The organism is Spirosoma areae (assembly GCF_054781775.1).
In genome coordinates this window covers 135,770-158,133 of the sequence record NZ_BAAGTT010000023.1, presented here as the reverse complement: position 1 = coordinate 158,133, position 22,364 = coordinate 135,770, and the positions used below count along the sequence as shown (strand labels likewise).

The following is a 22,364-nucleotide window of genomic DNA, read 5'->3' as shown; positions in this document are numbered from 1 at the left end:
GTCAAAAGTTAGCGTGTACGTAAACTCGTATCGGAAGTTCCGGTATTTTTACGGCAGCGTTTACAACAAACCACTTGTATTATGGCACAAGCAAAACCGGGTGATACCGTTCAGGTTCACTACACAGGAACCCTTACCGATGGAACCGTATTTGACTCCTCAGCGGGCCGTACCCCCTTGGAATTCACGGTAGGGAGTGGTCAGGTTATTAAAGGCTTCGATGATGGCGTGGCCGGTATGAACCAGGGTGAAAAGAAAACCATCACGATTCCGGTGGAAGATGCCTACGGTCCGGCCAATGAAGAGATGATTTTTACCTTGAATCGGTCGGATATTCCCGACGACATTCCGCTGGAAATGGGCATGACCCTCAATATGCACGAAGACGGCAATCCCCGGCCCATTCCGGTCATTGTTCGGGACCTGACCGACACCAACGTCACCCTCGACGCCAACCACCCCCTGGCCGGTCAGGAGTTGACTTTTGACGTTGAACTCGTAGGTGTGAAGTCGCCATCGGGGTTGATTCTTTAAGAAGAAGGAAAAAAGGGGAGGGAGAGGAAGGCGACGAAAGGGGAAGAGTATCAACAACCTCCCGTCGCCTTTCGTCTCCTTTTTTTCGTTTACTCGTTCATAGCCATTAACTCGTTCAATTCACGCAGGGCGATTTCAATGCCCCGTAGATTAGCGCGGGCAACATAAGAAGCTAAGGCAACTGTAATCGCACCAACATTGAGCGCAAGGGGGGGGCTGGTGATGTACGTTAAACTGGTTTTTGCTGCTTCGGTCGCCTGCTGAATGGTGGCAGACACGTCGGCAGCGTTGGTAAAAGCTGGCCTGACGATGCATGTTTGAAGGTCATCAGCGCGGCTAAGCAAACTGTTCTGATACGCATTCAAATCCAAATGCTGCTCGTGGGTAAGTGCTGGCCAATGCCGTACCTGAAATTCATTCAAGGCACGAGCCATGTGGTAATAGCCGGATGTGATGCCACTAATTTGTTCAGCGGTAAAGTCTTCCATAAGCAGCGGTAGGTTGCTCCAGATAATCGCCCGAAGGTAGTGCCGTCGTGAGCGATGCATTTTTGGCCGTAGTTGATTCATAGCAGGTACTGCTTTTCATACGAAGGCACACATACAGCGCAGGAAGATAGACAACTGGAGAACATGATCGGCTGACTTTTGACCGAACGGTCAACGTTCTAAAACCCCAGGCCAGTTGCTTGTGTTAGGTAGGTATGAAGTCTACGCCGTACACCATCGGATACGCCTGTATCAATCTCAGCCTTCAGGCCGATAAGATTACTACCAACCGGGGCATGATTAAAAAGACATTCACCGAGCGGGGCCTTGCCTATGCCTCGGAACTGGCCCTGAAAAATGTGCAGGATTTGCTGAAAATCGTTGACTGGAACCTCGAACACGGGTTTCATTTATTTCGTATCTCGTCAGATTTGTTTCCCTGGGCGTCGGAATACCGCATCGCCCAACTGCCCGACTTCCCGGACATCCGGGCTACGCTCGAAGAAATAGGTCGCCGACCCATTCGGCTGACCACGCACCCCGGCCCGTTCAACCACCTCGCCGGTCAGGGTAAGGTGCTCGATGCTACCATTGTCGACCTCGAATATCAGTCCGAATTGTTTGACCTGATGGGGCAGAAGCCCTCGCACTGGAATAAAATCAACATCCATGCGGGGGGCAGCTATGGCGATAAAACGGCGACCCTGGCCCGGTTTGCCAAAAACTTCAGCCTGCTCTCCGAAAATCTGCGTGCCCGGCTCACCGTTGAGAACGACGACCGGCCAAGCCTATACACCGTGTCCGACCTGGCGGGACTCTACGAAACCATTGGAACGCCCGTCGTTTTCGATTATTTCCACCATTCGCTCAACCCCGGCGACCAAACCCAGGAAGCCGCTTTTTTGACGGCTTACAGCACCTGGGATGTCCGTCCGGTGTTCCACTATTCCGATTCGCGGCAGGAGCACAAAGACCCCAAAGCAAGGCGCGAAGCCCATGCCGACTGGCTCTACTCGCCGGCAAATACCTACGGCAAGGCCGTCGATATTGTTTTCGAGTGTAAGATGAAGGAACTGGCCGTGCTGCGGCTGCGGGGTGAGGAGCCGGTGATACCGCCTGCCGTGCTAAAATTAATGGCAAAGCCAGATACTGCGTTATAACAGGTTTAACCGGTTCATCAGCTCGGCTTTGTTGCTGCGGCTAATGGGGATCACTTTATTGGTGATAACTAAGGTATTTTCTTCAATATCGACGATTTTGTCGAGGTGAACGATGTAGGAGCGGTGGACCCGAAGAAATTGAGCGCCTAATTTTTCTTCGAGGTACTTCATGGTCGTATACACAATGTGGGTTTGGGTGGTGGTGAAAATCTTCACGTAATCGCCCATGTTTTCGATGTAGGCGATGGTCTCAAACGGCAGTCGGATGTAGCGTCCGTCGGCTTTGATGTATATCTCCTGGCGGTTGGGCAGGGGAGCGGGCGCAGCATTCGGTTTCGCCTGGGCGCTCATTTCCAGTACTCTGCTCACCGCCCGGTTAAACCGGGTTTGGGCAATGGGTTTCTGCAGGTAATCGGTTACCTGATAGTGAAAGGCATCGAAGGCATAATCCGTTTTACTGCTTGTCAGTACAACGAAGGGAACCTCCGGCAGTTTTTCCAGCAGGCCAAACCCCGACAATCCCGGCATTTCGACATCGAGCCACAGTAAATCCACGGGCTGCCCGGTCAGAAAATCCAGCGCACTGGTTGCATTGTCAAACATAGCCCGCAGCTCTAATGAACCATGTTGCGTGCAGAGCCGTTGCAGCGACTTGCGGGACATAAGCTCGTCGTCAACGATAATACAGCTTAACCGCATAGTTTATCCCTGAGAAATCTTTTGGAGTTCTTCCGTCAAAAGTGGCAGAATTTCGTTAATACTTTCGGTAATATTTATACATTGTATTTCCAAAATCTCTTTTTCGGTGTTTTTTTTTGCACTTTCTTCCAGATGCCCCAGTTTCTCTTCAAGTTCAGTGAGGCCAACCATGCCCAGCGTTGGCTTCAGTTTATGCGCCATACGGGCCAGGGCGGGCCAGTCCTGTTTTCGGCAAAGCTCGGTTAGGGTAGGTATTTGGGGCGCTACATCGGATAAAAACGTGGCGAACATCTGGGCTACATGCGCCCTGTCGGTTCCATAGAGTTCGGTCAGGCGTTCCTGATCCAGCGTCGTAGCGAAGAAAATGCCATCGGGGTCGGGGGGAGCATACTGCCGGAGTGTGGCCAGGAGTTGATTCGGTTCGAACGGCTTGGTCAGGAAATCGGTCATGCCAGCCTCGAGGGCGGTACTTTTGTGGGTGAGCATGGCCGAAGCCGTCAGGGCGATAATGGGTACGTGCTGATTCGGGCAGTGCGTATTTCGAATTGCTACCGTTGCTTCGTAACCGTCCATGATGGGCATTTGTACATCCATCAGGATTAGGTCGAACCGCTTCGTTTTGGCAAGTTCAACGGCTTCTTTGCCATCTGCAGCCAGCGTATACGGAATGGTCCATTTGGTCAGCAGGCTGCCTATATAGGTCTGGTTCATAAGGTTATCCTCCACCACCAGCACATGCCGTAAGGTTAGCTCGCTCCGCAGTGGCGGGTTAGCGCCCACCAGGGGGGGGGGCAGGGGGGGGCGGCTAAAGGGTAAGCTAAAGGTGAACACACTTCCCTGACCAATCTGGCTGCTCACGGAGATGCTCCCTTTCTGAAGTTCGATTAACTCTTTCGTAATGGCTAAGCCCAGTCCGGTGCCCTTGTATTTGTGCCCCTGCGGATTTACCTGCCTGAATTTTTGGAACACGACCCCCAGCTTTTCTTCGGGAATACCGATGCCCGTGTCGGTCACCGAAAATTCAATCCAGCAGGTGGGGCTGGTTTCCTGTTTTATTTTGGCTTTGATCTCGATGCTGCCCGCTTCGGTAAATTTTTCGGCATTGCCCACCAAATTCATCAGAATCTGATTCAGCATGGTATCGTCGCCGACGAAATCACCGGTAATGCGGGCGTCCAGCATCAAATCGAGGGAAATCGGGCGGTCGTGCAGTTTCATCTCGAAAACTTTCTGGGTAGCCCGCAACAAACCAATCAGGTCGAATGGGCGGGCGTGAACGTCAATGCGCCCGGCTTCGATTTTGGTCATATCCAGCAAATTGGAGATTAGATTGTGCAGAAAGTCGGCGGATGTTTTCAGAATGTCGATGTACTCGCGTTGCCTGGGGGTTGGCTGGGTGTCGAAGAGCAGGTGCGACATCCCGATAATGGCGTTGAGGGGAGTTCTGATTTCGTGGCTCATGTTGGCCAGAAATTGTTTTTCAGCTAAGCGGGCCTCGTCGGCAATGTGTTTAGCCCTCGCCAGTTCCTGCTCGAGTTGTTTGCGCTGGGTGAGGTCGTAATGAATACCCATCGAGCCTGTCAGTTCACCGTGTTCGTCCTGAATGGGAACCCCACTCATCAGTACCCAGATTCGGGAGCCCTCTTTTTTAATCAACTGCAACTCATAGGAGCTGGCATGGCCTTGTTGCCGGGCCTGCTGCTGGCGACCCAGCACTTCCAGAAATTCGGGAGCAACCAGCAAATCCTGGGCGTTTTTGCCGATCAACTCCGCTTCGCTATAGCCCAGCATGTTGCAGAAGCGCTCGTAGGCCCGAACAATAGTCTGGTCGTTATCGACTTCAAGCAGGCCCAGTTCCATGTTGTTCATGATGCCCCGGTATTTTTCCTCACTCCGGCGAATGAACTGACGGGCGACGTATTTTTCGGTAACATCCGTATATTTCCACAGGTGCCCCATGTACTGCCGGTCGTCCAGGAAAATAGGAATGTAATCGAGTTCCAGAATAACCCCGCTGGCCAGGCTGATTTCTTCGCAAACGCAGGGCTCCCGATTGGCTAACAGGGTATTCATCCGCTCAATAAACGCATCGGGTTGGGCAAACAGGCCTTTGACCTGCTGCCGGGCCTCGCTGCAATCGGAGCCAACGAGCGCATCGGGGCGGAGTGGAATGGAAAAAATGTCGCAGAAGAGTTGGTTGGCCAGAATGACCCGCCCATGTTCGTCTTCGACCATCACCCCCGACTGGAGGTTGGTAATGAGCGTGGAAAGCCGGGTTTGGGTGGTCTCTAACGCCATTTCAGCCCGCTTACGGGCCGAGATGTCCCGCGCAACGGCGACGAATTCACTCACCTGATCGTTGGTCTCAATGAGCCGGACCGTTTGCCCAATCCAGACCGCGCGCCCGTCTTTGGCAACGGCCGGAAACTCCACGTAGGTGCTGTCGGTTCGCGTCACCAGCATGTCGCGGTAGAAATGGATGAGTTGCTGCCGATACTCCGCCTGGACAAACCTGAGGAAATGCTGACCAACAAATTCGGCTTCGGTATACCCCAGTAGTTTTTCAACGACGGGGCTGACGAACGAGAAAATTCCCGCTGGTGAAATTTTATAAATAATGTCCTGAACCGACTCGATGAGCTGCCGATAGCGCTGGTCGCTTTGGCGAAGTTCGGCCAGTTTGTCGCGGATTTGCCGCTCCAGGTTTTCGTTCAGGTGCTGGAGCTGCTCATTGGTATTGTACAATTCCAGGGCTTTTTTCTCCAGAATTGTCTCCGCTTGCCGGCGGGCTTCTTTTTCGCGTTTCAGCCGTCTTGTCAACAGGGCGATGTCTTCCATTGGTCTGGTGCCGCTACGCTTTTATGATATCGAAGATCACCCGGCTTCCATCACCCGCGAGATTCGTTTTGACAACGGTAGCCGCTTCGCCAAAGTGGGCTAAACACCCATCAATCAGGCCATGAGCGAAATCGGCTAATTTTCGCTCCGACTCATACTGCATACGAAGGTGCGTTGGCGTTACCTGTTCAACGGTGAAATGGGGCAACTCGGCATCCGGGTAGAGTTTCCTGACTTCTACATGGATATGGTGCTGTATGGAATGAAACAGACCGAATGCGGAGTCTGCCTGGTCGACGAGGGGCCGGTAGCTTCTTGTAAAGGTACCAAACAGGTGGCAGCCATAGGCGCGGAGTAAATCGGGTACGGGCTGGTTGATGTGCTGACTTAGTTTATGAACCAGCGTACTCATTTCGGCCGGGTCGTAGGTGCCAATCGAGGTGTATGAACCGCCCGAAGGCAGGTGGCTTTCGGTGAGTAACTGATCGACTAAGGCATAGCCGAATTTAGCCTCGATCATGTCAAGGAACTCCGTAAACACAATTCCTTTCATACCAATAGGGGTTGGGCAAGGCCGCCCGTGGGGTCAGCACGGGCAGTTCCGTCCGCATAATTCTTAACTTATACGTATGTACGAATTTTAGTAACAATAGATTTTACTCCTGCTATAATTAGGTATGTAATAAAACCAATACCATTCTTTTTGCGCCAAAAAACAGGCAAAAGATACACTTCATCGAATTCTGAAAACTGTATTATAGTCAATAGCGTAAATTTGTATTATCTGGATACAATTGATTTAGCACTCATCAGCCAATTAACTAACCCATTTTTGAATTCATCGAATGAACCCCAACTTAAAAGACGAAGAAGTGATTCGTCAGTACCTGACCACTAACCCGAATGATTGTTTTGAAACGCTCTATAATCGCTACGTCCGTAAAGTTTATAGCCGGTGTCTGTCCCTGACCAAAGACGCGGAGCAGGCACACGATTTTACCCATGATATTTTCATCCGTATGTTCGCCCGACTGGATCGCTTCGAGGAGCGCTCGTCCTTCTCGACCTGGCTTTATTCGATTTCCCATAACTACTGCTTAGATCAGATTCGAATCGGTAACCGGCTGACAACGACCCCGCTGGAAGGGGAAGCAGGCCAGGAACTGCAGCACCCGTATGTCACCTCCGACGAAGGTGAGGAGAGCGAACAGAGCCTGCAACTGCTGGCAAACGTGATGAAAGCGATTTCGCCGGAAGAGGCTGCGATCCTGCGCCTGAAGTACCAGGAGGGCCTGGATATCGGCCAGATTGCGGAGCGGCTCAATATAAAAGACAGCGCCGTGAAGATGCGGCTGAAACGGTCGCGCGATAAGGTCCGGCAGTTGTATGGGCAGTCGGCGTATCTGCTCTAATCGAACCCCTGCCTGGATTGAGTTCCCTTCACTGAATTTCCTGGCAGCCTTCTCCTTATTTCCATAAACGCAGTAACAGTAAATTAAGGCGGTTTATTCCTTATAGTCTACTGATGTTCAGGTGCGTTTTTTCGGGCCTGCAGGCCCGGCCCATCGGCCGGGGGATAGTGCCCGTAGCCTGAATGAAACAACTGTCGGTATGCATAAAGGTCTCGTCTCATTGCTGGGTGCGCTTATTGGGCTTGTGTGGTACGGCCAGGCCTGCACGACCCGTTCGGCTACCCAGACGGCCGGCCCCGGTGGATCGGAGCACATGCCGGACCGGATCAGCTATAATTTCGACATCCGGCCTATTCTGTCGGACAAGTGCTTAGCCTGCCACGGCCCGGATGCCAGCAAGCGGGAAGCCGGCCTGCGGCTCGACCGGGCCGAAAGCGCCTACAAGACCTTAAAAGAGCACCCGTCGGCCCACGCGCTCGTGCCTGGCAACCCCGACTTGTCGCAGGTGTTTTTGCGGATTACCTCGTCCGATACGTCCGTCCGGATGCCCCCGCCCGCGTCAAATCTGAAACTCACGGCCCGTGAAATAAAGCTGATTGAAACGTGGATTAAACAGGGCGCGGTCTACGAAAAACACTGGGCGTTTGTGCCGCCCAAAAAACCGGCGCTGCCGTTGGTGACCCTGACCGACTGGCCAAAAAATGCGATCGATTATTTCATTTTACAGAAGCAGGAGCAGGCGGGCCTGACGCCGAACGAAGAAGCGGATAAAGAGCGGTTGCTGAAGCGGTTAAGTCTCGATCTGACGGGCTTACCGCCCAGCCTGCCACAAATGGATGGGTTTCTGGCCGACACCCGCCCCGATGCCTACGAGCGGGTGGTCGATCAGTTACTCCGCAGTCCGGCCTATGGCGAAAAAATGGCCCTCCACTGGCTGGACCTGGCCCGGTATGCCGATTCGCACGGGTATCAGGACGATGGCTACCGAACCCAGTGGCCCTGGCGCGACTGGGTCATTCATGCCTTCACTAAAAACATACGGTACAACGACTTTGTGACCTGGCAACTGGCGGGCGACCTGATGCCCGCGTCAACAAAAGAACAACTGCTGGCAACGGGCTTCAACCGAAACCATAAAATCACCGAAGAAGGGGGCGTTATTCAGGAAGAATACCGAACCATGTACGTCACCGACCGGAACGATCTGTTCGGGAAAGGCCTGCTCGGCGTAACCATTGAATGCGCCCATTGCCACGATCATAAATACGACCCGTTTTCCCACAAAGAATACTACCAGCTTTTCGCCTTTTTCAATAACGTGAAGGAAGTAGGTATGGAATCGGTCATTGGCGGCCCCGATACCTACGCCAAAAAACCGCTGATGGAAATCAGTGACGAGGACGTAAAACACATCCTGACGTTCGTCAACAAGCAGGATACCAACCGGCTGATCGTGTCGGTCATGGGTGACGTAGACACAACCCGGAAAACGTTTATCCTGAAGCGGGGCGTGTATGATGCCCCCGGCGAGGAAGTACAGCCCGGCACCCCTGCCGCCATCCTGCCCTTTAGCGACCAGTACCCAAAAAATCGGCTGGGGCTGGCGAAGTGGCTGTTCGATAAAAAGAATCCGCTTACGGCACGGGTCTACGTCAACCTGCTGTGGCAGGAGTTTTTCGGCAAAGGCATTGTGAAAACGCCCGGCGATTTCGGGATGCAGGGCGACCTGCCCTCGCACCCCGCCCTGCTCGACTGGTTAGCCGTTGATTTCAGGGAGCACGGCTGGGACATCAGGCGGCTGGTTAAACAGATGGTTACGTCGGCTACCTACCGGCAGTCGGCGGTGATTACCCCCGAAAAACTGGCCGCTGATCCGGATAACCTCCTGCTGGCACGAGGGCCCCGCTACCGCATTCAGGCCGAATTCATCAAAGACGTCGTGCTGAGCAGCAGCGGCTTATTGAACCCAGCCATTGGCGGTCCGAGCGTAAAGCCCTATCAGCCAGCGGGTTTGTGGGAGGGCGCTACGTCCGGGCGGGGGCTGCTGTCGGTCTACAACCAGGATCATGGCGCGAAGCTCTACCGCCGGGGTATGTACACCCTCATTAAGCGCACCGTTCCCCCGCCGTCGATGGCGATTTTCGACGCCAGCAACCGCGACCTGTGTGAAGTGAAACGGCTGAAAACCAATACGCCCCTGCAGGCGCTGGTGATGCTCAACGACCCAACGGTACTGGAAGCGTCGCGCGTGCTGGCTGCCCGGTTGTTGCAGGAGCGCAGCGCTGTAAACGAGAAAATCAGCAAGGCCTTCCGGTTGATCGTGAGCCGAAAACCCAGCGAAAAAGAAACGGCCATCCTGAGCGCGTATTACGATAAGGAAGTGAAAAAACTCACGAAAACCAGTGTTGATAAAACCCTGTCCGTTGGCGAATACCCCATTCCGGCCCGCATCGACCGGACAAAATTAGCCGCCCTGATGCGGGTCGTAACAACGATTTATAACCTGGAAGAAACCATCACAAAGACGTGAAGTGATTATTTTCTGACAGGATTACAGGATAAAACAGGATTTTTTTTCTGTCCATTAATTCTGTTTTATCCTGTAATCCTGTCAAATAGTTTTTTACTTTATGGAACGCGAAATCCTCGAACATGGCCTGAATTTTAACCGGCGTCGCTTCCTGACCCGGCTGAGTCTGGGTTTGGGCAGTGCGGCCTTAGGCTCATTGCTCATCCCCGATCTGTTCAGCGGAAACGGAACGGACGAAGACGGCCTGACGCCGGGCATCCCCCACTTTGCGCCGAAGGCAAAACGGGTCATTTATTTATTTCAGAACGGCGCTCCCTCGCAGCAGGAACTGTTTGATTACAAGCCCAAACTGCGGGAGCTGATGGGGCAGGAATTGCCGCCCTCCGTGCGGGGCACGCAGCGGCTGACGGGCATGACCGCCAATCAGAAACAGTTTCCGCTGGTTGGGTCGTTCGTCGATTTCAAGCAATATGGCCAGTCGCGGGCGTGGGTAAGCGATCTGTTTCCCTACACGGCTGGCATCGTGGACGATCTCTGCATCGTGAAGTCGATGTTTACCGAGGCCATCAACCACGACCCGGCCCTTACATTTTTGCAGACGGGTTCGCAGCAGGGCAACCGGCCCAGCATGGGTTCGTGGCTGAGTTACGGGCTGGGCAACGAAAACAAAAACCTGCCTAACTTCACGGTGCTGCTCTCGCGGGGCATTGGCAACGGGCAGGGCGTTTATTCCAAACTGTGGTCGAACGGTTTCCTGGATTCCATTCACCAGGGCGTTCAGTTCAGCAAGGGCGAAGACCCCGTGCTGTACCTGCGCGACCCCGACGGCATGGACCGGCAGGACCGCCGGGATATGCTCGATAACCTGGCGCAGCTCAACGAGTTGTCGTATCAGGAATTTGGCGACCCGGAGATAACGGCCAAAGTGAAGCAGTACGAAATGGCCTACCGGATGCAAACCGCCGTGCCGGAAGTGATGGACCTCTCGAAAGAACCCGACGACATTGTAAAACTCTACGGACCTGACTGTTTAGTGCCGGGCACCTTTGCCGCCAACTGCCTGCTGGCCCGCAAGTTATCCGAAAACGGCGTTCGCTTTGTGCAGTTGTATCACCAGGGCTGGGATCAGCACGGCAACCTCCCCTTCGAGATAGCGAAGCAGGCGAAAGACGTCGATCAGGCCTCGGCAGCTTTGGTTACTGACCTGAAGCAGCGCGGCCTGCTGGACGAAACGCTGGTGATCTGGGGTGGTGAGTTTGGGCGTACCAGCTACACGCAGGGTAAACTCACCAAAGACAATTATGGCCGCGACCACCATCCCCGCTGCTTCACCATCTGGATGGCGGGCGGGGGCATTAAACCCGGAATCGTGTATGGGGAAACCGACGAGATGGGGTACAACATCAGCCAGAACCCGGTGCATGTGCATGATTTTCAGGCAACGGTACTGAACCAGTTAGGGCTTAATCATGAGAAACTGATTTTTAAACACCTGGGCCGCCGGTATCGACTAACAGACGTGTCGGGCAAGGTAGTGCATGACATCATTGCCTGATTTAAGGCCCAGACAGGTTTTTCCGACAGGATTACAGGATTTGCACTTCTCAATTTAAATCCTGTAATCCTGTCGGAAAAACCTGTCTGGGCGATTCGAACGTAGTTATCATGACGAAAAGGCTGATTGGCTGGGCGGAGCAGGCGTTCATTGCTTTGGGGGTTTTTATCCTGTTTTTACTGCTGTTTGCCGATAAAATCGTTGTGCCCGTCTGGCTGCAACCGCTGGGACGTATGCATCCGCTGCTGCTTCACTTTCCCATCGTGGTGCTGCTGCTGGCCATGGGCATGGAAGCCTTTCGCTTTCGGGTTACCAGGGCGTCCAGTGAGCTTTACGGGGCCTTTCTAACTAATTTATTGCTCGTGGGGGCCTTGCTGGCCGGTGTTACGGTCATCATGGGCCTGTTTCTGGCCAAAGAGGCAGGCTACAGCGGGCAGACCCTACAGTGGCACAAATGGTCGGGCGTGGGTATTTTTTTTGGTTCGGCGCTTGTCTACTGGGGCCGAACCAGGCCCTGGTACACCGCCCGCATCGCGCAGGCAGGCGCACTGGCAACGGTCGTTCTGCTCATTGGTGCGGGGCACTACGGCGCCACATTAACCCACGGCGACAATTTCCTGTTCGAACCCATCAGCAATCAACGCAAACCGGATCCCGTTCCACTCGACCGGGCCCTGGTAGTTGCCCACGTCATTCAGCCCATTTTTGAGCAGAAGTGCAGCCGTTGTCACAACCCCGACAAACGAAAAGGCGAACTGAACCTGACAAGTGCCGAATCGATTCGGCAGGGCGGCAAAACCGGTAAACTATTCGTGGCCGGGCGACCCGAGAGCAGCCTGCTGGTCCAGCGGATTCACCTCCCCATGGACGAAAAAAAACACATGCCCCCGTCGGGCCAAGTCCAGCTTAGTCCGCAGGAAATGACGCTGTTGTCGCTGTGGGTAAAAAGCAATGCCGGACCTAATCGAAAGGTAATTGACCTGCCGCCCGCCGATTCATTGCGACTGATAGCGTCCAGGTTGTTTAAACCGGTTGAACCCGTTGATGAATTTACGTTCGAGCCGGCTGATGAAGAGACGATTAAAAAATTGAATACGGAGTATTGCACCATTGCCCCGGTAGCCAAAGAATCGCCCGCGCTGGCGGTTAATCTGTATAACAAATCGGCCTTCACATCCGACAAATTAGCCGACCTGAAACCCATCAGGCAGCAAATCGTTTCGCTGAATCTGAACAAGATGCCCGTGACCGATGCCGACCTGAAACCCATCAGCCAGTTTGAAAACCTGCAGCGATTAAACCTGAATTTCACCGACATTACGGGCAATGGATTCGCTGATCTAACAGCGTTAACCCAGCTAAGAACGCTGTCGCTGTCGGGGACGAACGTGCATTACGACGACTTGCGAAAGCAAATTGGCGCGTTCAAAAACCTGAAAACAGTGACCGTCTGGAATACAGGCCTGACGACTTCGCAACTTGAGCAACTGCGAAAAGCCAACAAAAAAATTCAGTTCCTTGCCGGATTCGATGGGGCGGGCAGTTTGCCCATTACGCTCAATCCCCCGCAGGTGAAAAACAGCTCGACTATTTTCAGTCAGCCGCTCACCCTGCAACTCAAACACCCCATCAAAGGCGTTCAAATCCGCTACACCACCGACGGTACCGAACCGGATAGCCTGCATTCGCCGGTATTTACGAATCACACCATCATCGACCGCAGTACGCTGGTTAAAGCCAGGGCCTATAAGCCGGGTTGGTTTGGCAGCCCGGTTGCCCGCTTCGATTTTTACAGGAGCACCCACAAGCCGGATAGCGTAACGGTACTGCTGCCGCTTAGCCCGGTTCACCAGGCCGATGGGGCGCACACATTTTTCGATGGTAAACTCGGTACGTTCAACGCCAACAGCCCGGCCTGGGCCAACAACTGGGCGGGATTTAAGAAGAATGACATGGTTCTGGTATCCGAGTTTAACAAGCCGGTTAGGGTGACCTCCGTTGCCGTTCGCATCATGGTTGAGGAGGAAACCGGCATTTTTCCGCCCGGCATTGTCGAAGTGTGGGGAGGTGCCCGTCGCGACCAGATGAAATTACTGGCCACCTTAATTCCCGACCAGCCCATCAAAAAAAGCCCCCCTGTGCTTAAGGCTGTCACGTGTACGATGAAGCCGTACCTGATTTCCTGCCTGAAAATCATTGCCAGGCCGGTCAAAGAGCTTCCTGTCTGGCACGCCAACAAAGGCAAACCTGCCTTACTGCTTGTCGATGAGGTGTTTATCAATTAATCCTCAACCCGATTATCCCCACCCATACAAAAAGCCCACTGCATTCGGGTGAACGCAGCGGGCTGGGATTGATGGGGCGGCCGGGCTGTCCGAAGAGTCCGGCCACGTTCGTTGAGAATGTGTAGTGAACAACAGGATTAGTGGCCCTTAGGGTAGCCACTGACTACCCCAATAGCCAATAACTTAATGCCGAATGTCGACGCGGGCCGTGAACTGCTTTTGTTCCGGGCCAACCACAAAGGTGTAGGCGCCATCGGGCAGGGCCGACAAATCGAACCGGCGAACGGCTCCTTTAAACGTATCGGTCTGAACCAGTACGTTTTGTGCATCGTAAATCGCTACATTCGCCTGGCCGATATTGGTGGTTGGCAGCAGCACTTCGATTTTGTTTTTTTCGTAGGCGGTCAGCGTCGGCTGGGTAACTTCCTGCAGGTTCCGCGCATCCACATTCAGCGCATTGCCTTTAATGGTCAGCCCCTGCGACATCCACCACGAGTTGTTGCCGGCCGTCAGGTAATACTGACCATCGGGCAAGCCGTTGAGGTTGAACGAAGTGGCGCCTTTTGTCGAATGTTTAATCGCTCCCTTGTAGAGCACATTGCCGTCGGCATCGATGATGGCCACGTCAACGGGCTTACCCGGTTTTGTATATACACGTACTTTCTTTTGTTCGGACTTCTCAACTTTCACCCCATTCGCTCCTGAACCATTGTCGGCTTTGGCACCTCCCATGCCGGCCAGACTCCATACTGACAGCAGTACGGCGATTGATAAACGGAACTGTTTCATTTTGTTGGATATTTTATTGTTTTTACCGGGACAAAGGTGGGTGGGAAATTCGATTAAGCGCAATAGGGGCACTACTGAAAACCAGCCTTTTACGGAATATTCATTCTATAATTATATTCATTCTACGCAAAGTAGGTCGTTTATTGGAAAAGTACAACAAGTCCCTACTAATAACGTATGAATTGTATTTTTCTAATATTCTTAATTAGTTGGACTCGATGCGTTTGCACACCTAATTTTCATGCGTAAAGTGCAATTTGTTTACATCCGACTGTTAATTCGCCCTATGCAACTGACACTGCATTGGCGCTCAGCACCTGGTCGCGTACCCGGATTGTATGAATCAGCGCCATGCCAACGCAGCCCAGCCGAACGGCGTTGCCTATCATCCAGACCAGCCCTTTCCGGTGAGCTTCGGTTTCGGTTAGGGTCAGTTGACCAATAAACAAGTCTAAGTTGAGTGTCAGCACAATCCAGGCAGTCAGTGCGATGCCTAACCAGCCCCAGACAACCGCCCGGCGAAGGGCCGGTTTTGATACGTGCAGAATCGGGTCAGACCGGAACGCAAGCAGGGTGAGTACCGATACCGCCAATTGAGTAATGGGCACGTAGTAATGATACTGAATCACAACCGAGTAATAGCGGTTGTAGGCTTTGAGCACATCGAGGGGGGCCGCCAGCCAGTTGGGCATCAGAATAATCTCTTCGTACAGATTACCGAAAAACCAGAGTGATAGCCCGAAAAGGGCGAAATTGAGGAGCCGATGAATTAGTTTTGCCTGCATGCTACGTTAGTTTACCAGTGAACCGGGGCAAAATTACGACCCGGTTCACTGGCAGCAATAGGACATTTGCAGGGAATAGGCGCACAAATCAGGCGTTCGCCCGGTATTCCGTTGGGGATAGGCCCGTCTGCTTTTTGAACAGCCGGGCAAAATACGATACGTCGTCGATGCGTAGCTGAAACGCAATATCGGCAACCGGCAGGTCGGTCTGGCGCAGGAGCACTTTGGCTTCGAGCAGGAGTGCGTCGGTAATCCAGCTACTAACCGGTTTGCCCGTCACCTCCTTCACACACCGGTTCAGGTGATTGGGCGTTACACTGAGCAGATCGGCGTAGTCGCGAACGGTGCGTTTGGTCAGACGGTGCTGTTTGAGTAGATTTTTGAAACGCATAGTCAGTCCGGCTGCCGACACCGACAGGCTGGTCAGGCTATCCGGTTCCCCGTAAAGGCGGGCAGCATCCAGCAGAAAACTATAAAGCAACGCACTGATATAGGCTTGTTTATCAGCCTGACTGCTTAACTGGGCAGCTTCGATTTTCGTCAGTTGCCGACGCACATCTTCGGCCGACTCCGCCGGAAGACTGATCACCGGGACCGCATCAGGCCCGAAAAACGGCAGGTTATCCAGCGAATTCTGATTCTTCAGATTATACAGAGCATAGTCGGCATCGAACAGGCCATAAAAGCCTTCCGTATCCGGGGCGCACTCATCTACGCCCGTAATGGCACCCGCTGCCCGCAAAATCAAACTCGTCGCATCGGCCCGGTAGGTCTGCAACCCATCCGTACACAGCACGGACCCCTTTGTAATCAGAAAGAAATCGTAGTGAAAATTGCGGGCTACCGGAATCGGAAACCGGATGTGCTGCACATACGCTTCGAGCCGCCAGATGGCAAAGAAATTAGGCAGCCCGGCTAATCCCGGCCCGGCCTGACCTTCGGCAGCCGGATACGTAGGTTCCGGTACGGCTTCGGGGCGGATAAACTCCCGGACGAATCGGGCCGGGTCAATGATCGGAATGGACTTTTTGGGCATACGTCCTCATCACATCAGAATATTATTCACGGCCTGCGCGCGTTTGGGCAGGTCGGTTTCGCCCAGCATATCGCGCAGGTCGATTTCGATGTTGCGGCAGATGGCCGTCATCGGTACGTCGTTGATGCTGTTCTCGAACGGGTTTTCGCTGGTGTCGCCCACCACTTCCATCGTGTTGAAAATCCAGGCAATCACGGTATAGAACGGCACCGTCAGCCAGACATGCCAGCCGCTGACACGGGCCATTTCGGTGAGCAGGCCATAGGGAAGTACCGCAATAAACAGCCAGGTAAACACATAACTGAAAAAGGCGTACTGGCGCGGAAACGGGAACGATTTGATGCGCTCGCAGGCCCCCTGCTGGTTATAAAATTCAGCCAGCATGCGCTCCAGCTCAACGTGGTAGTAATCGGTCAGGTGCCCACTATCGCGCAGTTGCCGCAGTTGGGCCGACTGTTGTCGGAGCAGATACGTAGCCGGGTTCGGATGCTTCAGAAGGCTCTCAATTTCGTTGTCGGGCAGAAACCGGCTCAACTCTTTATCCAGACTGCACTGCCGAAACGCTTCGATGCGCTCAATAACCTCGTGTGCCGGATTGAAATGAAGCTCCCAGACGGGTTTTTGCCGTAGCTGCACCCGCAAAGCGGTTATGTAGGCTAAGTGCCGATAGAATAGCTGCTGCTGAATCCGCTGTATATCGCTGGCTGGCAGGGGATGCGACGCTGACGTTTCGGTAACATAATCGAGCACCATGATGGCCCACGACCGGCTGGCGTTGGTGATGCTGCCCCAAATCCGTCGGGCCTCCCAGAGCCGGTCGTAGGAGGAGTTATTTTTGAAGCCAACGTAGAACGCAACGGCCGTTCCGATGGTGGCAATGGGCACGAACGGAATCGTGAGGAATTTCCAGTCAGCGACCGTATAGAGCACACAAATCAGCGTTGAATACCCGAAGAAGAGCAAAACGGAACGCCAGGCGAACGGAAAAACAATGCGAAACGGAACGCGTTTAGTCGTGAACATGAGGAGATTGGATCGAGCGTCTGTGAGGAGAAAGCATAAAATAATGGGTTAATTTCCGAAAACACACAGAAAATTGAAGTGTTGGGTAGGTAAGACAAGTTTATTTTTTTTTCGACAGGATTAACAGGATAAAGAAAACCGGTTAATCCTGTAATCCTGTCGAAAAACGAACCTGTCCTACAGTTGAAAATCCATGGGACGGACAGTGGCCGAAATAAGCGATATTTACGGTTCAATCAAGTCACAATCGGATGCGGGCTTTAGACTGGCAGCGGAAAATCTATTTAGATGGTTTTGCGGGGAAGCCTCCGGCGATTCCACCCAATGTGACTCAATTAGAACAGGCAGCTATCCGGCAACTGACACCGGCGGCAGCCGCCTACATCCAGGGCGGTGCCGGTCAGGAACACACCCTGCTGGCGAACCGGCAGGGGTTTGGCCGCTGGCAGCTTGTTCCGCGAATGCTCCGCAACGTCGAAAACCCTGACCTGAGCACGGAATTATTGGGGCAAAACTTAGCCGCACCACTCTTGCTGGCGCCCATTGGCGTCCTCGAAATGGCGCATTCCGAGGCCGATTTAGCCGTGGCGCGGGCGGCCGCAGCGACCGGAGTGCCCTACATTTTCTCGAACCAGGCATCCGTACCCATGGAAGCCTGCTCGGCGGTGATGGGCGACACGATGCGCCTGTTTCAACTCTACTGGAGCCGCTCCCCCGCGTTAGTGACCAGCTTCGTTAGCCGGGCCGAAGCCTGTGGCTGCCGGGCCATTGTACTCACCCTCGATACGACCATGCTGGGCTGGCGAACGCAGGATTTGGGGCTGGGGCATCTGCCGTTCCTACACGGGCAGGGCCTCGCTCAGTACACCTCCGACCCCATTTTCCAGCAGCTACTGGACGATTTTCTGCAACACCCACCCGCCACCCGCCACCCCATCACGGCCACGACCTTACGGCGGGTGGTGGGCACGGTTCGGCGGTATCCAGCGGGAACGTTTCTGCAAAAACTGCGGTCAGGACGAGCGTTGGGGGCAGTTTCTCTATTTTCGGGTCTGTATACCAACCCAACCATTACCTGGGATGACCTGGCTTTCCTGCGCGAACAAACCCGCCTGCCGATTCTGCTCAAAGGTATTTTGCACCCCGACGATGCCCGGAAAGCGGTTGATTCCGGCATGGATGGCCTGATTGTTTCCAATCATGGCGGGCGGCAGGTCGACGGAGCCATCAGCACCATCGAAGCGCTTCCGGGCGTTGTGGCGGCTGTCAACGGCCAACTACCGGTGCTGCTCGACAGCGGCATTCGGAGTGGGGCCGACGTCATCAAGGCCATTGCTTTGGGCGCCAACGCCGTTTGCCTGGGCCGGCCTTACGTTTATGGGCTGGCGCTGGGCGGGCAGGCCGGTGTCGAAACGGTAATTCGTAACCTGCTGGCCGAGATGGAACTGACCCTGGGGCTGTCGGGCTACAAAAGCCTGGCCGAACTCAGTCCCGATAGCCTGCGGGCAGTTTAAACCACCCCTCACCCGATTAAATTGCCGTTAATCGAACAACTTCGGAAAGCAATCCCCAAATCATTCGTAGTTTGCCGCTGGTAGCCTAAATGAAGCGATTCAGCGTTACTATACAGGATATGTTTTGTATCAACTGTATCTGGCGCAGCTTTTACGTAAACAAACGCAGCCTTATTAGTCATGGAGCAGGTATTAAAAGGACAAATTGCCGTTATCACCGGGGCCAGCAGCGGCATTGGCGCGGGGGTGGCAAAATCGCTGGCGGCTGCCGGAGCGACCGTGGTTATCAACTACCCGGTTGAGACCTCTAAACCGGCGGCTGAGGCCGTCCTGAACGAAATCACCGATGCGGGTGGTGCGGGCAGGGTGGCCCAGTGCGACGTTAGTAAAGAAGACCAGGTCAGTAAACTCTTCGCGGAGGTGGTGGCCCAGTACGGCACGGTCGATATACTGATTAACAACGCGGGATTGCAGCGCGACGCGAAGTTCGACGAGATGACCCTCGAGCAGTGGAATTCCGTCATCGGCGTCAACCTGACGGGTCAGTTTTTGTGCGCCCGCGAGGCCATCCGTGAATTCCTGCGCCGGGGACCGCGCCCGGCCGTGTCGGTGGCCACCGGGAAAATTATCTGCATGAGTTCCGTTCATGAACTCATTCCCTGGGCGGGGCACGTTAATTACGCCACTTCAAAAGGGGGCATAAAAATGCTGATGCAGTCGCTGGCTCAGGAGTATGGCGACCGCAAGATTCGGGTCAACAGCATTTGCCCCGGCGCCATTCAAACCCCCATCAACCGGGCGGCCTGGGAAACGCCCCAGGCCCTGAACAGCCTGCTGACGCTGATTCCCTACAACCGCATCGGCCAGCCGCAGGACATTGGCAACCTCGCCGTGTTTTTATGCTCCGATCAGTCCGACTACATCACCGGGGCCAGCATCTTCATCGATGGCGGCATGACCGTATTTGAAGGGTTCGCCACGGGCGGGTAAGTAATGAACAATGAACAATGAACAATGAACAATGAATGAGTGCTCATTATTCATTATGCATTGTTCATTTTAAAAATATGACCACCGAACAGCACCGTTTAGAAAAATCCGCCTGGCGGCAATGGGGGCCCTATGTGGCTGATCGCCAGTGGGGAACCGTGCGCGAAGATTATAGCGCCAACGGCGATGCCTGGAACTTTACGACCCACGACATGGCCCGCAGCTATACCTACCGCTGGGGCGAAGAGGGCATTGCGGGCTTCTGCGACGATAAACAGCAGCTCTGCTTAGCCCTGGCTCTCTGGAATGGCAACGACCCGATTTTGAAAGAACGGTTTTTTGGCCTGACCAACGCCGAGGGTAATCACGGGGAAGATGTCAAAGAACTTTATTATTACCTCGACAACACCCCCACGCATTCCTACCAGCGAATGCTCTACAAATACCCGCAGGCCGCTTATCCGTATGAGTGGCTGCTGGAAGAAAATCGCCGGCGCAGTCGGGTAGACCCCGAATTTGAACTGCTCGATACCGGCCTCTTTGATGAGGACCGTTATTTCGACGTGTTCGTGGACTACGCCAAAGCGGGTCCGCAGGATATACTGATGTGCATTACGGTGCATAATCGCGGCCCCGAAACCGCTGCTTTGCACGTGCTGCCAACCCTCTGGTTTCGGAATACGTGGGCCTTTGGCGACGATACCGACGGCGTGCCCAACTACCGCCCCGTGCTGGTGGGGCAACCCGACGGAACCGTATCGGTGGAGGATTCGGCCCTGGGGCGCTACGTGCTTCATGCCGAAGGAGAACCAACCTGGTTGTTTTGCGAAAACGAGTCGAACCGGGCACGGCTTTATTCGATTCATACGGGGGCTGCCCACCCAAAAGATGCCATCAATGACTATCTGCTGCACGGGGGCGATACCATTAATCCGTCGCAAACGGGGACCAAAGCAGCCGCCCATTACGCCTTAACGATTGGGGCGGGGGCATCGGCTACCATTCGGCTGCGGCTCGGAGCCCACGGCGCGTCAACGACGGGCTTAACCGCGCCCTTTGCTGATTTCGATGCGTTAGTGGCGGAGCGGAAAGCCGACGCCGACGAATTCTACGCCCACATGCAGCCCGCTCAGGCCACCCCCGACGAGAAACGCGTGCAGCGGCAGGCCTTTGCCGGGATGCTCTGGAACAAGCAATACTATTATTATGACGTGTCGCGGTGGCTGGCCGGTGACCAGAACCACCCGCCCCCACCGGAGCGGGGAAAAGGGCGCAACCACACCTGGCTGCAACTCATCAACGCGGGGGTTATTTCCATGCCCGACAAATGGGAATACCCCTGGTATGCCGCCTGGGACTGGGCGTTTCACTGCGTCACGCTGTCGGTGATTGACCCCGGCTTTGCCAGGCAGCAACTGATGCTGCTGACCAACGAGTGGTTCATGCACCCCAACGGGCAGTTGCCCGCCTACGAGTGGAACTTCTCGGACGTGAACCCGCCGGTACAGGCCTGGGCTGCCTGGCGTATGTATCAGATGGACTGCGACCGCAACCCCCCCGGCGATGAAAATCTGACGTTTTTGCGCGGAATTTTTCACAAACTGATGCTCAACTTCACCTGGTGGGTGAACCGGAAAGACGAAGCAGGCAACAATATCTTCGAGGGTGGCTTTCTGGGTTTAGACAACATCGGCGTGTTTGACCGGAACACGGTTTTCCCGGATGGCAGTCATCTGGAACAGGCCGATGGAACAAGCTGGATGGCCATGTATGCGCTGAATATGATGCGTATTGCCCTCGAACTGGCTCGCCACGACTCGGTGTATGATGAACTGGCCACCAAATTCTTCGACCATTTTCTCTACATCGCCGGGGCTATCACCAGTATGGGCAACCAGGGGATCGGGCTGTGGGATGAAGACGATGCGTTTTTCTATGACCAGCTTCGCCTGAGCGACGGGAGCGTGCATCGGATGCGCGTCCGAACGCTGGTGGGCCTGATTCCAATGTTTGCCGTCGAGATTTTAGACGACCAACTGCTGAAGGCAAACCCGGCCTTTGGGCACCGGATGACCTGGTTTCAGGGCCACCGCCCCGATTTATACCATCAGGTGTCGCGCTATACGGAGAAAGGCGTAGGGGAGAAGCGACTGCTGAGTCTGCTGCGTGGTTTCAGGCTGAAATCGCTGCTGAACAAACTACTCGACGAGCGTGAGTTCCTGAGTCCGCACGGCATCCGGAGTGTCTCCAAAGTGTACCAGGCTGAGCCATACACATTTAGGTTAGACGATATGACCTTCCACTTAAGCTATACCCCCGCCGAGAGTGATAGCGGGATGTTTGGGGGCAACAGCAACTGGCGCGGGCCAGTCTGGATGCCGGTGAACTTCCTCCTGATTGAGAGCCTGGAGCGATTTTACGATTATTTCGGCGATGACTTCACCGTTGAGTATCCCATCGGGTCGGGCAGGCAGGTGACCCTCAACGCCGTTGCGGGCAAACTATCCGACCGACTCATCCGGCTGTTTACCCTGGACGACACCGGCAAACGCCCCGCCTTCGGTCAGCATCCTAAATACCAGGACCCGCACTTCCGCGATTATGTGTTGTTCTATGAATATTTCGACGGCGACACCGGCCGGGGGATAGGAGCCAGCCACCAAACCGGCTGGACGGGCTTAGTGGCGGAGTTGATAAACCGGAAGTATGCAAGCCCGAAATAAGTT

At 54.3% G+C, this 22,364-nt stretch carries 17 protein-coding genes; 9 read left to right on the top strand and 8 right to left on the bottom strand.

The window, feature by feature from the left end; translation table 11 throughout:
- The first annotated feature begins 81 nt into the window (after positions 1 to 81).
- Positions 82 to 534 (top strand): FKBP-type peptidyl-prolyl cis-trans isomerase, encoded by a 453-nt coding sequence (locus tag ACYVI1_RS09440; RefSeq protein ID WP_460909208.1) that lies wholly within the window; start codon positions 82 to 84, stop codon positions 532 to 534.
- 89 nt (positions 535 to 623) lie between these two features.
- On the opposite strand, the gene ACYVI1_RS09435 is transcribed toward ACYVI1_RS09440, so the two are convergent.
- The gene (locus ACYVI1_RS09435) at positions 624 to 1,082 is read right to left on the bottom strand and encodes a hypothetical protein (RefSeq protein ID WP_460909206.1); all 459 of its coding nucleotides are present in this window, start codon (positions 1,080 to 1,082) and stop codon (positions 624 to 626) included.
- Positions 1,083 to 1,237: 155 nt separating this feature from the next.
- Between ACYVI1_RS09435 and uvsE the strand changes: the two genes are divergently transcribed.
- Positions 1,238 to 2,182, top strand: a complete 945-nt coding sequence (gene uvsE, locus ACYVI1_RS09430; RefSeq protein ID WP_460909204.1) for a UV DNA damage repair endonuclease UvsE — start codon at positions 1,238 to 1,240, stop codon at positions 2,180 to 2,182.
- Here uvsE and ACYVI1_RS09425 read toward each other — a convergent pair.
- Genes ACYVI1_RS09425 through ACYVI1_RS09415 form a run of 3 tightly spaced genes read right to left on the bottom strand, consistent with a single transcriptional unit; the run spans position 2,177 to position 6,272 of the window.
- Entirely contained in the window at positions 2,177 to 2,881 is a 705-nt protein-coding gene (locus ACYVI1_RS09425) for a LytR/AlgR family response regulator transcription factor (RefSeq protein ID WP_460909202.1), read from the bottom strand. The two genes, uvsE and ACYVI1_RS09425, sit on opposite strands and share 6 nt — an antisense overlap.
- 3 nt (positions 2,882 to 2,884) lie before the next feature.
- A complete protein-coding gene (locus ACYVI1_RS09420; protein WP_460909200.1) occupies positions 2,885 to 5,719 on the bottom strand; it encodes a PAS domain-containing hybrid sensor histidine kinase/response regulator in 2,835 nt (944 codons plus the stop codon).
- Between the two features lie 13 nt (positions 5,720 to 5,732).
- Positions 5,733 to 6,272 (bottom strand): heme NO-binding domain-containing protein, encoded by a 540-nt coding sequence (locus ACYVI1_RS09415; protein ID WP_460909198.1) that lies wholly within the window; start codon positions 6,270 to 6,272, stop codon positions 5,733 to 5,735.
- 292 nt (positions 6,273 to 6,564) lie between these two features.
- Between ACYVI1_RS09415 and ACYVI1_RS09410 the strand changes: the two genes are divergently transcribed.
- The 4 genes from ACYVI1_RS09410 to ACYVI1_RS09395 all read left to right on the top strand — a co-directional run bounded on the left by ACYVI1_RS09410 (position 6,565) and on the right by ACYVI1_RS09395 (position 13,501).
- The gene (locus ACYVI1_RS09410) at positions 6,565 to 7,131 is read left to right on the top strand and encodes an RNA polymerase sigma factor (RefSeq protein ID WP_460909196.1); all 567 of its coding nucleotides are present in this window, start codon (positions 6,565 to 6,567) and stop codon (positions 7,129 to 7,131) included.
- A 199-nt stretch (positions 7,132 to 7,330) separates the two neighbouring features.
- Positions 7,331 to 9,661 carry a PSD1 and planctomycete cytochrome C domain-containing protein gene (locus ACYVI1_RS09405; RefSeq protein WP_460909194.1) on the top strand — a complete coding sequence of 777 codons (2,331 nt, stop codon included), beginning with the start codon at positions 7,331 to 7,333 and terminating at the stop codon, positions 9,659 to 9,661.
- Between the two features lie 100 nt (positions 9,662 to 9,761).
- Complete coding sequence (locus ACYVI1_RS09400) at positions 9,762 to 11,216, top strand: DUF1501 domain-containing protein (protein ID WP_460909192.1); 1,455 nt, start codon at positions 9,762 to 9,764, stop codon at positions 11,214 to 11,216.
- A 110-nt stretch (positions 11,217 to 11,326) separates the two neighbouring features.
- Positions 11,327 to 13,501, top strand: coding sequence for a c-type cytochrome domain-containing protein (locus tag ACYVI1_RS09395; RefSeq protein WP_460909191.1), 2,175 nt, complete (start codon positions 11,327 to 11,329; stop codon positions 13,499 to 13,501).
- Positions 13,502 to 13,684: 183 nt separating this feature from the next.
- On the opposite strand, the gene ACYVI1_RS09390 is transcribed toward ACYVI1_RS09395, so the two are convergent.
- The 4 genes from ACYVI1_RS09390 to ACYVI1_RS09375 form a co-directional block, all read right to left on the bottom strand.
- Positions 13,685 to 14,290, bottom strand: a complete 606-nt coding sequence (locus ACYVI1_RS09390) for a T9SS C-terminal target domain-containing protein (RefSeq protein ID WP_460909189.1) — start codon at positions 14,288 to 14,290, stop codon at positions 13,685 to 13,687.
- 284 nt (positions 14,291 to 14,574) lie between these two features.
- Complete coding sequence (locus ACYVI1_RS09385; protein ID WP_460909187.1) at positions 14,575 to 15,075, bottom strand: hypothetical protein; 501 nt, start codon at positions 15,073 to 15,075, stop codon at positions 14,575 to 14,577.
- A gap of 88 nt (positions 15,076 to 15,163) precedes the next feature.
- Positions 15,164 to 16,111 carry a helix-turn-helix domain-containing protein gene (locus ACYVI1_RS09380; protein ID WP_460909185.1) on the bottom strand — a complete coding sequence of 316 codons (948 nt, stop codon included), beginning with the start codon at positions 16,109 to 16,111 and terminating at the stop codon, positions 15,164 to 15,166.
- Between the two features lie 9 nt (positions 16,112 to 16,120).
- Positions 16,121 to 17,134 carry a bestrophin family protein gene (locus tag ACYVI1_RS09375; protein ID WP_460909182.1) on the bottom strand — a complete coding sequence of 338 codons (1,014 nt, stop codon included), beginning with the start codon at positions 17,132 to 17,134 and terminating at the stop codon, positions 16,121 to 16,123.
- 251 nt (positions 17,135 to 17,385) lie between these two features.
- Here ACYVI1_RS09375 and ACYVI1_RS09370 point away from each other — a divergent pair, with 251 nt between their 5' ends.
- The 3 genes from ACYVI1_RS09370 (at position 17,386) to ACYVI1_RS09360 (ending at position 22,361) form a co-directional block, all read left to right on the top strand.
- On the top strand, positions 17,386 to 18,648 hold the full coding sequence (locus ACYVI1_RS09370) for an alpha-hydroxy-acid oxidizing protein (RefSeq protein ID WP_460909180.1): 1,263 nt from the start codon (positions 17,386 to 17,388) through the stop codon (positions 18,646 to 18,648).
- Between the two features lie 180 nt (positions 18,649 to 18,828).
- Positions 18,829 to 19,638 carry a glucose 1-dehydrogenase gene (locus ACYVI1_RS09365; protein ID WP_460909178.1) on the top strand — a complete coding sequence of 270 codons (810 nt, stop codon included), beginning with the start codon at positions 18,829 to 18,831 and terminating at the stop codon, positions 19,636 to 19,638.
- A 77-nt stretch (positions 19,639 to 19,715) separates the two neighbouring features.
- Positions 19,716 to 22,361: an MGH1-like glycoside hydrolase domain-containing protein gene (locus tag ACYVI1_RS09360; protein ID WP_460909176.1), complete on the top strand. Its 2,646-nt coding sequence runs from the start codon at positions 19,716 to 19,718 to the stop codon at positions 22,359 to 22,361.
- Positions 22,362 to 22,364 lie beyond the last annotated feature (3 nt).

Excerpts from the sequence above, each read along its gene's own strand:
- ACYVI1_RS09410 (WP_460909196.1), top strand. The coding sequence starts at position 6,565 with ATGAACCCCAACTTAAAAGACGAAGAAGTGATTCGTCAGTACCTGACC.
- ACYVI1_RS09380 (WP_460909185.1), bottom strand. The coding sequence starts at position 16,111 with ATGCCCAAAAAGTCCATTCCGATCATTGACCCGGCCCGATTCGTCCGG.
- ACYVI1_RS09425 (WP_460909202.1), bottom strand. The coding sequence starts at position 2,881 with ATGCGGTTAAGCTGTATTATCGTTGACGACGAGCTTATGTCCCGCAAG.
- ACYVI1_RS09375 (WP_460909182.1), bottom strand. The coding sequence starts at position 17,134 with ATGTTCACGACTAAACGCGTTCCGTTTCGCATTGTTTTTCCGTTCGCC.
- ACYVI1_RS09370 (WP_460909180.1), top strand. The coding sequence starts at position 17,386 with ATGCGGGCTTTAGACTGGCAGCGGAAAATCTATTTAGATGGTTTTGCG.
- ACYVI1_RS09440 (WP_460909208.1), top strand. The coding sequence starts at position 82 with ATGGCACAAGCAAAACCGGGTGATACCGTTCAGGTTCACTACACAGGA.
- ACYVI1_RS09365 (WP_460909178.1), top strand. The coding sequence starts at position 18,829 with ATGGAGCAGGTATTAAAAGGACAAATTGCCGTTATCACCGGGGCCAGC.
- ACYVI1_RS09435 (WP_460909206.1), bottom strand. The coding sequence starts at position 1,082 with ATGCATCGCTCACGACGGCACTACCTTCGGGCGATTATCTGGAGCAAC.
- ACYVI1_RS09360 (WP_460909176.1), top strand. The coding sequence starts at position 19,716 with ATGACCACCGAACAGCACCGTTTAGAAAAATCCGCCTGGCGGCAATGG.
- uvsE (WP_460909204.1), top strand. The coding sequence starts at position 1,238 with ATGAAGTCTACGCCGTACACCATCGGATACGCCTGTATCAATCTCAGC.
- ACYVI1_RS09395 (WP_460909191.1), top strand. The coding sequence starts at position 11,327 with ATGACGAAAAGGCTGATTGGCTGGGCGGAGCAGGCGTTCATTGCTTTG.
- ACYVI1_RS09400 (WP_460909192.1), top strand. The coding sequence starts at position 9,762 with ATGGAACGCGAAATCCTCGAACATGGCCTGAATTTTAACCGGCGTCGC.
- ACYVI1_RS09420 (WP_460909200.1), bottom strand. The coding sequence starts at position 5,719 with ATGGAAGACATCGCCCTGTTGACAAGACGGCTGAAACGCGAAAAAGAA.
- ACYVI1_RS09390 (WP_460909189.1), bottom strand. The coding sequence starts at position 14,290 with ATGAAACAGTTCCGTTTATCAATCGCCGTACTGCTGTCAGTATGGAGT.
- ACYVI1_RS09405 (WP_460909194.1), top strand. The coding sequence starts at position 7,331 with ATGCATAAAGGTCTCGTCTCATTGCTGGGTGCGCTTATTGGGCTTGTG.
- ACYVI1_RS09385 (WP_460909187.1), bottom strand. The coding sequence starts at position 15,075 with ATGCAGGCAAAACTAATTCATCGGCTCCTCAATTTCGCCCTTTTCGGG.
- ACYVI1_RS09415 (WP_460909198.1), bottom strand. The coding sequence starts at position 6,272 with ATGAAAGGAATTGTGTTTACGGAGTTCCTTGACATGATCGAGGCTAAA.